The 12,477-nt window shown below is 50.6% G+C and carries 8 protein-coding genes and 1 pseudogene; all 9 read right to left on the bottom strand.

The genetic code is table 11. The features are described 5' to 3' along the window. Positions 1-196 precede the first annotated feature (196 nt). Positions 197-796 carry a hypothetical protein gene (locus HEN21_RS05515; RefSeq protein WP_176251734.1) on the bottom strand — a complete coding sequence of 200 codons (600 nt, stop codon included), beginning with the start codon at positions 794-796 and terminating at the stop codon, positions 197-199. Between the two features lie 2 nt (positions 797-798). Beyond that, complete coding sequence (locus tag HEN21_RS05510; RefSeq protein ID WP_176251733.1) at positions 799-1,575, bottom strand: hypothetical protein; 777 nt, start codon at positions 1,573-1,575, stop codon at positions 799-801. 2 nt (positions 1,576-1,577) lie between these two features. Next, entirely contained in the window at positions 1,578-2,288 is a 711-nt protein-coding gene (locus HEN21_RS05505) for a hypothetical protein (protein ID WP_176251732.1), read from the bottom strand. A 14-nt stretch (positions 2,289-2,302) separates the two neighbouring features. Next, positions 2,303-2,878 (bottom strand): annotated as a pseudogene (locus HEN21_RS05500) (PstS family phosphate ABC transporter substrate-binding protein); the annotation flags it as partial. A gap of 230 nt (positions 2,879-3,108) precedes the next feature. Then, positions 3,109-5,556 (bottom strand): glycogen phosphorylase, encoded by a 2,448-nt coding sequence (gene glgP / locus HEN21_RS05495; RefSeq protein WP_000993436.1) that lies wholly within the window; start codon positions 5,554-5,556, stop codon positions 3,109-3,111. A gap of 18 nt (positions 5,557-5,574) precedes the next feature. Then, complete coding sequence (glgA, locus tag HEN21_RS05490; protein ID WP_001197629.1) at positions 5,575-7,008, bottom strand: glycogen synthase GlgA; 1,434 nt, start codon at positions 7,006-7,008, stop codon at positions 5,575-5,577. After that, positions 7,008-8,303, bottom strand: coding sequence for a glucose-1-phosphate adenylyltransferase (glgC, locus tag HEN21_RS05485; RefSeq protein WP_000624234.1), 1,296 nt, complete (start codon positions 8,301-8,303; stop codon positions 7,008-7,010). The genes glgA and glgC overlap by 1 nt, the downstream gene beginning before the upstream one ends. A gap of 17 nt (positions 8,304-8,320) precedes the next feature. Then, a complete protein-coding gene (glgX, locus tag HEN21_RS05480) occupies positions 8,321-10,294 on the bottom strand; it encodes a glycogen debranching protein GlgX (protein ID WP_000192584.1) in 1,974 nt (657 codons plus the stop codon). Beyond that, the gene (gene glgB, locus HEN21_RS05475; RefSeq protein WP_000116223.1) at positions 10,294-12,477 is read right to left on the bottom strand and encodes a 1,4-alpha-glucan branching enzyme; all 2,184 of its coding nucleotides are present in this window, start codon (positions 12,475-12,477) and stop codon (positions 10,294-10,296) included. Before glgB ends, glgX begins: the two co-directional genes overlap by 1 nt.

Here is a 12,477-nt window from a genome sequence, read left to right as displayed (position 1 = left end):
ACCTGAGACTGATGACAAACACAAAAACAGCCTGATGCGCTACGCTTATCAGGCCTACGTGGTTTATGCAATATATTGAATTTGCATGGTTTTGTAGGCCGGATAGGCGTTCACGCCGCATCCGGCATGAACAAAGCGCACTTTGCCAACAATCGGAGGTCAAATTTCAATCTGAATAACTTTTGGATTCAGGGAATTACCGCAAAGCCCACACAATCATACCCAACGTAACAAAACTCAGGCACGTTCCCCACTCACTCCACTTCCGTATCTGGCTGCTATTTTGGCTGCGCCACTGGCAATAATATCCCAACGCAAAACCAAGCTGTGCGCTTATCGGACCGACAAAGTCAGTCCACGGCTGAGGCCAAAATGGCGAAAAATTCAGGGGTAACCAGACAACTCTCAAAAAGAAATTGCGGATATTTTCCAGCACAGCTGATTTCTCTGGCGCAATATAAAAAATAATATTGCAGAGAATTAGCCAGAAATAGACCGGTGTGAATACCAGCCAGCAGTGAGGTCTGTTTTTTAGTTCTGATGGCGTTCTGCAAGCAAATTGCCAACCGACGCAACACATTACACAGAAAAAAAGCGTATATTCAGCCAATAACCAAAATTGTAATTCCAGAAGTGAAATACGCCGAATCATGAGCGGGATTGAGAACAGTATATCCCCCAGAAAACTCAATGTGATACTAAAAGCCGCCAGCGCAACCACCGTCGGCCATACCAACAACGGCACAATAACAAAGCCGAGAAATAGCGGAGAAATATAAAGTCTGATTTTATTCATCTTTATTGTCCTGATGATTCGGGTGATGCGTCATACATCGCGCATAAACACTCATCAATCATCCAGTCGTCTTCCCAAATCTGATACTGTGTGCCCTGTTCGGGCTGCTTAAGCGGGTTCTCAATCGCCTGCCGCGCGCGTTCTTTCAGGATGGATTGATTGTTGAAGGCCCAGGCATTGATTTGGGCGGTAATGGCTTTATCGTCATCATCCTGCTCAAAACGACTATTCTGAATATTCTCTTCCCTGTTATGCCACAGCAAACATGCCATCGATACTGTGGGTTGGTAACCGGGTACAGAGATGACGGCATCAAGCAATGGCGAAAGAGCGATATCGGCACGGGAAAACATTTCCAGCATATACTGTAATTCGACAGCCTCATCGCCAGATACCCAATCAGCCATATACTGGCAGGCAAATCGCTGCAATATTGCCCGTTCATCCTCACGCCAGTTTTCTTTACTGGCAAGGTTGATACGCCGTAGAGAAAATACTTCGTGAATATTGTCAAATTGCCTCTGCGCAACAAACTCCAGTAAACGAGGAAGAAAATAACGAACCTCATCGCTGTTTTGCGGATCGGGTCCTGGACTACTATTCCAGGCATTGATTAAGGAATACGGGATCGCTCGTAACGATGTATTCCGTAATGCCTTTTGTTCCTGCTGACTCAGGCAATATTCACAACAAACCACAAATTGCTGCGGCACCGGATAACGACGAAAAATATGATAAACCTGCTCAATTAATGCCTGCATGGCGGGGCTGGGTTGCATAATTACCCCCTCTTCCGCTGGTCGCGTGTAAACGGTTGATAAACAAAACGAGCATTCGCCGCATTCAGGCGAATAATGGAACTACGAGAGAGGGAAAAGCTGGGCCGAATGCAATAATTACAATCCCGACAGCTTTCCTCTGTGCAATTTTCCACTGAGTAATGACGCGCGTAGAGTTTCAGTTCAGCCTGCTTATCCCGAAAACCGCGTAAGCTGTTATCGGTATGGAATTTCCATGCTTCTTTAAACACCTGAAAGATATAAACATCCTCAATCCAGTAGTCACATTTTTTAAGCGGGCGCTTTGCTATGATCACCCGCTCATCCGGGTTGAGCATTGCCGTAAAATGAACGGTGAAGTCATTTGTCGTATTCAGGTCACATTGAACATCTGGTACATCACTGATATAGGGGTCAAATCCAAAATCAGCACCACAGGCACAAAGACGACCGATCGTGGCGGTATCGAGGGAAAATCCCGGCCATACATTGCTGGAGGTTAAGCCAATATTTAATGTGACATTATATCGAAGCAATCCCTCAAGACCGTCAGCACCGACGAATTTTTCCCCTTCATCCAGGACCTGATTAATGAGTTGCTGGACAATGCCTTCATCCCAGTATGCCGATTTGCAGTTGGCAATCGTAATATCCACGCCTGTGAAAGGATCAGTACCAGCGAGGCTTGCAAATAATGTATTAACTATTTCCATTTTTATTACCCGCCTTAATGCAACGTTTTATACATCGGCACATAACCCACGTCTTCTACCAAACTCTGCCCCTGCGGCGTTAAAAACCATTCAACCAGTTTTTGTGTTTCTGACGTCATATTTTCCCGCGTTACCATAAAGGCATCGACGATATAGGGATATTTGCCATTGCGAATGTTTTCCGCAGTCGGTGTAATACCGTTAATCGCTAACAACTTGATATTCTTATCGGCATTCATTTGCGTCGCGTAATAGCGGAAGGTATAGCCAATGGAGTTGTTTGTATTACGATATTCAGCAACGACTTTAATCATGCCTTCCATCACGCTTGCCACTTCGGTTTCCTGCGGCGAGATCATGCGGACATCTTTCATCACCAGTGATTGCATCACCGTCTGACTGCCTGAGTCTTCCGGGCGTTGCCAGGTCTGGATCTCTTGATCATTACCGCCAACAGTACGCCAGTTGGTAATAGCGCCACTAAAGATGTCACGCACTTGTTGCTCTGTCAGGGAATTGACTGGATTATCAGCATTGACGATAAAAACAAATGCTTCGCGGGCAAAGGGGGCGTATATCAAAGTGACGCCCGGCACCCAGCATGGCAATAACCGCTGCCAAAAATTGCGCCAGTATGGGAATACCGAAAAAAGTCATTACCAGCGAGGTCAAAATCCATTTTCTGTTTTGCATCATTCTGTCCATTCTTTCTGAATGGCGAAATTATACTCCTCCAGTATCCTCGCCCCCGCTGGACACTTTTCCGAAATAAAGGCGAAAAAAAACGGGACCTTTTGGCCCCGTTCTATTTTTGGCGAAATTACAATCTCACCGGATCAATATGCCAGATAAGATCGGCGTACTCTTTGATAGTCCGGTCAGAAGAGAAATAGCCCATATTTGCGATGTTCAGCATCGCTTTGGCTGTCCACTCTTCTGGACGCTCGTACAGTTCGTCAACTTTATCCTGACAATCGACATAGCTGCGATAATCCGCCAGCACCTGGTAGTGATCGCCAAAGTTGATCAGCGAATCAACCAGATCGCGGTAGCGACCCGGCTCTTCCGGACTAAACACACCGCTGCCGATTTGCGTCAGCACCTGATGCAGCTCTTCATCTTTCTCGTAGTATTCACGCGGTTTGTAGCCCTGACGACGCAGCTCTTCCACTTCTTCCGCAGTGTTACCAAAGATAAAGATATTGTCCGCACCGACATGATCCAGCATCTCGACATTCGCACCGTCCAGCGTACCGATAGTCAGTGCGCCGTTAAGTGCAAACTTCATGTTGCTGGTGCCGGAGGCTTCCGTACCCGCCAGCGATATTTGTTCGGAAAGATCGGCTGCCGGAATGATCAGCTGCGCCAGGCTGACGCTGTAGTTCGGGATAAACACCACTTTCAGCTTATCGCCAATCTGTGGATCGTTGTTGATCACTTTCGCTACGTCATTGATCAAATGGATAATGTGCTTCGCCATGTAATAGGCCGAAGCCGCCTTACCGCCAAAGATATTCACTCGTGGAACCCACTTCGCATCTGGATCGGCCTTGATGCGGTTATAGCGGGTGATCACGTGCAACACATTCATCAATTGACGTTTGTATTCGTGAATACGTTTGATTTGCACATCAAACAGCGCCTTCGGATTCACCACCACATTCAATTGTTGGGCGATGTACTCCGCCAGACGCTTTTTGTTCTCCAGTTTCGCCTGATGAACAGCATGATTGACCATCGGAAAATCACAATGCTGTTGCAACTCGTTTAATTGACTCAGATCGGTACGCCAGTTACGACCGAGGTGTTGATCCAGCACGCCTGAAAGCGACGGATTCGCCACCGCCAGCCAGCGACGCGGGGTCACACCGTTGGTAACGTTGGTGAAACGTCCAGGGAAGATCTTCGCAAAGTCAGCAAACAGCGATTGCACCATCAGATTAGAGTGCAGCTCCGATACGCCGTTAACTTTGTGGCTGACCACAACAGCCAGCCAGGCCATGCGCACACGACGCCCATTCGATTCATCAATGATCGACGCCCGTCCCAGCAGGTCGGTATCGTTCGGATACTGCTCCTGCAAGGTTTTCAGGAAATAGTCGTTGATTTCAAAGATAATCTGCAAATGGCGCGGCAGAATTTTACCCAGCATATCGACCGGCCAGGTTTCCAGCGCCTCGCTCATCAGCGTGTGGTTGGTGTAGGAGAAGACCTCGCAGCACACTTCAAAAGCGTCGTCCCAGCTAAATTTGTGCTCATCGATCAGCAGACGCATCAGCTCAGGAATCGACAGCACCGGATGGGTGTCGTTGAGGTGAATCGCGATTTTATCCGCCAGATTATCGTAGGTTTTATGCAACTGATAATGGCGACTTAAAATGTCCTGAATGGTCGAAGATACCAGGAAGTATTCCTGACGCAAACGCAGTTCACGTCCGGAATAGGTGGAGTCATCCGGGTACAGTACGCGGGATACGTTCTCAGAGTGGTTTTTATCTTCCACTGCCGCAAAGTAGTCACCCTGGTTAAATTTACCAAGATTAATTTCGCTACTGGCTTGTGCACTCCACAGACGCAAAGTGTTGGTCGCGTCAGTATCATAACCTGGGATGATTTGGTCGTAAGCTACGGCCAGAATTTCTTCGGTTTCAATCCAGCGCGTTTTCTTACCTTCTTGCTGAATACGTCCGCCAAAACGCACTTTGTAGCGCGTATTGTGGCGTTTAAATTCCCACGGATTGCCGTACTCCAGCCAGTAGTCCGGAGACTCTTTCTGACTGCCGTTAACGATGTTCTGTTTGAACATACCGTAGTCATAACGGATGCCGTAACCACGCCCTGGCAATCCTAAAGTCGCCAGCGAATCCAGGAAGCAGGCCGCCAGACGCCCCAGGCCACCATTACCGAGACCTGGGTCATTTTCTTCATCAATCAACTCTTCGAGATTTAATCCCATCGACTCCAGCGCACCCTGGACATCGTCATAAATACCTAACGACAGCATGGCGTTGGAGAGAGTACGGCCAATCAAAAATTCCATCGACAGGTAGTAAACCTGGCGAGTTTCTTGCGACAGCTGAGCACGATTCGAGCGTAACCAGCGCTCCACGAGACGATCGCGCACAGCAAATAACGTTGCGTTCAGCCATTCATGTTTATTGGCGACGACCGGATCCTTTCCAATCGTAAACATCAGCTTGTAAGCGATAGAGTGCTTAAGAGCTTCTACGCTTAGCGTGGGCGATGAATATGTAAACGGAGCATTCATATAGGCGTTTCCTGAAAACTATTTCAAGCGATAGTAAAGCTCACGGTACGACTTCGCCGCGACCTGCCAGCTAAAATCCATTGCCATAGCCTGACGTTGCACAAACCGCCACAGTGAAGGGCGAGACCACAGAACAAAAGCGCGTCGAATAGCCCGTAACAGCGACCAGGCATTACTATCTTCAAAGACAAACCCACTGGCGACGCCATCTGCAAGGTTCTCAAGAGAACAGTCAGAAACCGTATCAGCAAGCCCACCGGTACGCCGCACCAGCGGCAGCGTGCCGTACTTCAATCCATAAAGTTGCGTTAAGCCGCACGGTTCAAAACGACTGGGAACCAGAATGACGTCCGCGCCGCCCATAATGCGATGCGAAAATGCTTCGTGATAACCAATCTGTACACCAACCTTGCCGGGATGCTCCGCCGCTGCAGCAAGAAAACCTTCCTGCAATACCGGATCACCCGCACCGAGCAGTGCCAGTTGTCCGCCCTGTTCCAGAAGACCCGGTAAGGCTTCCAGCACCAAATCCAGTCCTTTCTGGCTGGTCAGACGGCTCACCACTGCAAAAAGCGGCACTTTATCGTCAACCTTAAGCCCCATTGCGATTTGCAACTGGCGCTTATTCTCCGCTTTATCCTCCAATGAATCGCGGGTGTAACGCGAGGCTAAAAGTAAGTCCGTCTCTGGACTCCATATTTTCTCGTCCACGCCGTTCAGTACGCCGGAAAGTCGCCCTTCACGATGACGCTGCTGGAGTAAACCTTCCATACCGTAGGCAAACTGTGGTTCAGTAATCTCACGAGCGTAGGTCGGACTAACCGCTGTAATGTGGTCGGCGTAATACAATCCGGCCTTCAGGAAAGAGATTTGCCCGTTGAATTCCAGCCCGTGAACATTAAAGAATGACCATGGCAATTGGATGTCATTCATGTGATGTGCATAAAACATGCCTTGATAGGCCAGGTTGTGCACAGTAAACACCGACTTCGCCGGACGCCCGTGTGCCGCCAGATACGCAGGCGCAAGACCCGCATGCCAGTCGTGCGCGTGCACAACATCGGGGCGCCAGAATGGGTCAAGGCCGCTTGCCATCTCCGCTCCAACCCACCCGAGCAGTGCAAAACGCAATACGTTGTCGGTGTAAGCAAATAAGTTGGTATCGTGATACGGGCTTCCGGGACGATCGTAGAGATGCGGTGCATCAATCAGGTAAATGCCAACCCCGTTGTAATGCCCAAACAGCAGCGTGAAATGTCCGGCGAAGGTATCGCGGCGAGATACCACCTTCGCATCGGTCACGCCACGGCGAATATCGGGAAATGCAGGCAACAGTACGCGAGCGTCAACGCCGTCTGCGATTTGTGCTGCGGGTAATGCCCCAATAACATCAGCCAGACCGCCGGTTTTAAGCAGCGGGAACATCTCTGAACATACATGTAAAACCTGCATTATCGCTCCTGTTTATACCCTAACTTCCGTAGCATTTCGCGCGTAACCAGCACAATGCCTTCTTCTGAACGATAGAAACGACGTGCATCCTCTTCTGCATCCTCACCAATCACCATTCCTTCCGGAATGACACAAGCGCGGTCAATGACGCAGCGACGCAGACGGCACGAGCGACCTACCCATACTTCCGGCAGCAATACGGCGGAATCAATGTTGCAGAATGAATTCACGCGAACGCGTGAGAACAGAACGGACTGCACCACCACCGAACCAGAGATCACACAACCGCCGGAAACCAGTGAGTTAAGGGTCATCCCATGGCTACCGGAGCGATCCTGAACGAATTTCGCTGGCGGCAATGATTCATTGTAGGTGCGAATCGGCCAGTTGCGATCGTACATATCCAGTTCCGGCACGACAGAAGCCAGATCCAGGTTCGCTTTCCAGTAAGCCTCCAGTGTCCCAACATCACGCCAGTACGGCTCGGCGTCCGGGTCGGACTGTACACAAGAGAGCGGGAATGGATGCGCATAGGCGAGGCCTGCTTCGGTAATTTTTGGAATCAAATCCTTACCAAAGTCGTGGCTGGAGTTTTCATCACGATCGTCTTCTTCCAGCAATTCATACAGGTACTCTGCATCAAAGACGTAGATCCCCATACTCGCTAAAGATTTGCTCGGATCGTTTGGCATTGACGGCGGGTTAGCCGGTTTTTCAACAAATTCGATAATTTTATCGTTTCCATCAACCGCCATAACGCCAAATGCAGAGGCTTCTTCAATCGGTACAGGCATACAAGCAACGGTGCAACGTGCGCCTTTTTCGACGTGGTCGATAAGCATACGCGAGTAGTCTTGCTTGTAGATATGGTCACCCGCCAGGATCACTACGTACTCCGCTTTATAACGGCGAATAATGTCGAGGTTTTGGGTAACGGCATCTGCCGTACCGCGATACCAGTTCTCCCCTTTCATTCTCTGCTGCGCTGGCAGCAGATCGACAAACTCGTTCATTTCTTCATTGAAGAACGACCAGCCGCGCTGAATATGCTGTACCAGAGTGTGAGACTGGTACTGGGTGATCACGCCCATACGACGGATCCCGGAGTTGATACAGTTGGACAGTGCAAAGTCGATAATACGGAACTTGCCGCCGAAGTGTACGGCAGGCTTTGCTCGTTTATTGGTTAAATCCTTCAGGCGAGTACCGCGTCCCCCCGCCAGAATCAGGGCAACAGACTTCAATGGCAGCTGGCGCGCCAACATTAAGTGATCGTTCTTCTCTAAACTAATCATGACTAACTCCTTTTTTATCATCTCTGGAACACACACAGTCCGTGTGCAGGTCCCGGCCAGACAGCCGTAATCACTGGGTTATCCTCTCCAGCGAATGGGGGAATGGCACGCCACTCCCCAGCAGGTAAAACAATCTCTGTTACCTCAAGCGTGGCGTTTATTGCGATCAAGAAACGATCCGAAAGCAAAATTTGCAGCTGCTTTGGCCCGTTCTGCCACTCATCCGAGCTTAAAGATTGAGCATATCGATTCAGCCAACGGACATTGCCGTCGCCTTCTTCCCACCAGCGATCCTCTGCCAAAGCAGGAATGCGCTTGCGCAGATGGATTAACGCGGCGGTAAACGCGGTTAAGCCACTGCTTGCTTGCGACCAGTCCAACCACGTTAGTTGGTTATCCTGACAGTAAGCATTGTTATTGCCATGCTGGCTGTGACCGTGTTCGTCACCGGCCAGTAACATCGGCGTACCCTGGGAGAGCAACAACGTTGTTAACAGGGCGTGAATGCTGTCGCGCCGCCGTTCAACCAGATCAAGAGTACCGCCTAACCCTTCTTTACCATGATTGTTACTGTAATTGTTGTTGGTTCCGTCGCGATTTTCTTCTCCGTTTGCTTCATTGTGTTTATGGTTAAAACAAACGCAGTCGCGAAGCGTAAAACCGTCATGCGCCGTGACCAGATTAATCGCAGCACTCGGCAGACGGCCATTACGTTTAAAAACATCACTGGAAGCGGCAAAGCGTCCGGCAAACTCCCCCAGCGACAGGTTATAGTGCAGCCAGAAGCGCCGGGCAGCATCGCGGAAATGATCGTTCCACTCGGCAAACAGCGGCGGGAAATTCCCCACCTGATAGCCACCGGGCGCGATATCCCACGGTTCGGCAATCAGCTTCACTTGCGAAAGTACCGGGCAATTCTGAATAGCCGTAAACAGAGGCGCATCCTGACGAAACTCCGGCGTTCGCCCCATGACTGTAGCGAGATCGAAGCGGAAGCCATCAACATGACAAGTTTCCACCCAATAGCGTAGACAGGCGCTGGCGTACTCCACCACAGCTGGATGGCTCAAATTGAGCGTATTGCCGCAACCGGTCCAGTTGTGATAATCGCCGTCTTCTCTTATCCAATAATAGCTACGGTTATCGATCCCGCGCAGGGAGAATAACGGGCCGTCGAGATCCAGTTCCGCACTGTGGTTGAGAACGATGTCGAGAATGACCTCAATGCCCGCTTTGTGCAGGGCTTTGACTGCATCGCGGAACTCATCCAACGCCGTGTCGGGCGAGCATGCATACGCCGGATGCAGTGCAAACAGCGCCACCGGGTTGTAACCCCAGTAGTTACTCAACCCCATACGTTGCAAGCGTGGCTCACTGGCAAATTGCGCGATCGGCAGCAGTTCCAGTGCGGTAATGCCCAACTGTTTTAAATAGTTGATCATCACCGGATGCCCCAGGGCTTTATAGGTTCCACGGATCTCGACCGGGATCTCCGGGTGCAAGTAGGTTAAGCCTTTGACATGGGCTTCATAAATGATGGTACTGCCCCACGACGTACGCGGCGGGGCATCATCTTCCCAATCATAGTGATCCACGACCACTACGCATTTCGGCGCAATAGCAGCGTTGTCGCGATAGTCAGGATCACTATGCCCGGCGTGCAGCAGCGGGTTATCTTTAAATTCCCCGACAATTTGCCGCGCGCAAGGATCAATCAACAACTTCGCCGGGTTAAAGCGATGCCCCATGGCGGGTTGCCATGGGCCATGAACGCGGTAACCATAACGCAAACCCGGGCGCGCATCCGGCAGATAACCGTGCCAGATGTCACCACTTCGTCCTGGCAAATCATACCGATGTTCGATGCCCTGAGCGTCAAACACACACAGCTCTACCCGTTCGGCATGAGCGGAGAAGAGCGTGAAGTTAACGCCCTGACCGTCGTAATGCGCGCCAAGAGGAGCGGGATTGCCAATGGCAAGTTGTGTCATTATCCCTCCCGAACCAGCCAGATAGTGGCCAGCGGCGGTAGCGTAAGGCTTAATGAATGCTGGCGACCGTGGCTGGCGATCTCATCACTGTGTACCGCGCCGCCATTACCGGTATTGCTACCGTGATAGTGCATGGAATCAGTATTGAGGATTTCACGCCATTTACCCGGCTGATTAATGCCAAAGCGATAATCATGGCGCGGCACCGGCGTAAAGTTACTGGCAACGATAATTTCATTACCCTCTTTATCACGGCGAACAAAAATCAGCACCGAACGTTCATGGTCATCCACCACCAGCCATTCAAAGCCATACGCGTCAAAATCCAGCTCGTGCAATGCCTTGTGATAGCGATAAGTGTGGTTCAGATCGCGCACCAGACGCTGGACACCGTGGTGCCAGTTGTCGCCGCCTTCCAGTAGGTGCCAGTCAAGGCTGGCGTCGTGGTTCCACTCGCGCCCCTGTGCAAATTCATTACCCATGAACAGCAGTTTTTTGCCCGGAAACGCCCACATCCAGGCATAGTAGGCTCGCAGATTGGCAAACTTCTGCCATGCATCGCCCGGCATTCTGTCGAGAATCGATTTTTTGCCGTGCACCACTTCGTCGTGCGACAACGGCAGGACGAAGTTTTCAGTGTAGTTGTAGAGCATCCCGAAGGTGAGTTTATCGTGATGGTATTGACGATAAACCGGGTCGAGCTTCATGTAGTCCAGGGTGTCGTGCATCCAGCCGAGGTTCCACTTGTACCAGAAGCCGAGGCCGCCGATATCCTGCGGACGAGAAACACCAGGGAAGTCGGTAGACTCCTCCGCCATTGTTACCGCGCCAGGAACTTGCTCACCGATAATACGGTTGGTATTGCGTAAAAATTCAATCGCTTCCAGATTCTCGCGCCCACCAAACTCGTTGGGGATCCACTCGCCCTCTTTACGGCTGTAGTCGCGATAAATCATCGAAGCCACCGCATCGACACGCAGCGCATCAATACCAAAACGTTCAATCCAGTACAGCGCGTTGCCAACGAGGAAATTACTGACTTCACGACGCCCATAGTTGTAAATCAGGGTATTCCAGTCCTGATGGTAGCCTTCACGGGGATCGCTGTGTTCATACAGATTTGTTCCGTCAAATTCGGCAAGCGCAAAGTCATCAGTCGGGAAGTGCCCCGGCACCCAGTCAAGAATGACGTTCAAACCGGCTGCATGTGCGGCATCAATGAAATAGCGGAAGTCATCGCGAGTACCAAAACGGCGAGTTGGCGCGTACAGACCCGTCGGTTGATAGCCCCAACTACCATCGAATGGATGTTCGTTAATTGGCAGCAGTTCGAGGTGGGTAAAGCCCATCCATTTAGCGTAAGGCACCAGTTGATCAGCCAGCTCGCGGTAGCTTAACCAGAAGTTGTTGTCGGTGTGACGACGCCAGGAACCCAGGTGAACTTCATAGATAGAGATTGGCGCATCAAACTGATTCGCTTTTTTGCGCTCTTCGGTCTGCACGACCTTTTCAGGCAGTCCGCAAATAAGGGAAGCGGTTTCCGGACGCATCTGTGCTTCAAAGGCATAAGGATCAGACTTCAAACGCAGATTACCATTGGCATCAATCATTTCGTATTTATAGAGCTGACCGTTATGCGCGCCAGGGATAAACAGTTCCCAGATGCCGCTCTCTTTACGCAGGCGCATCGGATGACGACGACCATCCCAGTAGTTGAATTGCCCAACAACCGAGACTCGGCGGGCATTGGGTGCCCAGACAGAAAAACGCGTGCCGGTAACGCCATCCATGGTATCTGCGTGTGCGCCTAAGGTTTCGTACGGGCGCAGGTGAGTACCTTCAGATAACAGCCAGGCATCCATTTCCTGGATTAAAGGGCCAAAACGGTAAGGGTCATCAATCAGATTCTGCTGACCGTGCCAGACAACAGCCAACTGATAGCGGAAAAAATTCTTACGTCGTGGAATGACGCCGCTGAAGAATCCACGAGAGTCGAGACACTCCAGTTTAGCGACTTTGCGTCCGGTTTTTGGTTCAATCACCCACACATCGGTGGCGTCAGGTAAAAGGGCGCGGACTTCCAGTCCTGCTGTAGTTTTATGCATTCCCAGTACGGAAAATGGGTCTGCAAAATGGCCTGCAATTAGCGCGTTTATCACGTCTCTATCGATACGAACGGACAT

Origin of the sequence: Escherichia sp. 93.1518 (assembly GCF_013368915.2) — a bacterium.
In the GTDB taxonomy this organism is placed as follows: domain Bacteria; phylum Pseudomonadota; class Gammaproteobacteria; order Enterobacterales; family Enterobacteriaceae; genus Escherichia; species Escherichia ruysiae.
Note: the sequence above shows the minus strand (reverse complement) of the source record. Positions and strands in the feature narration are given on the sequence as shown.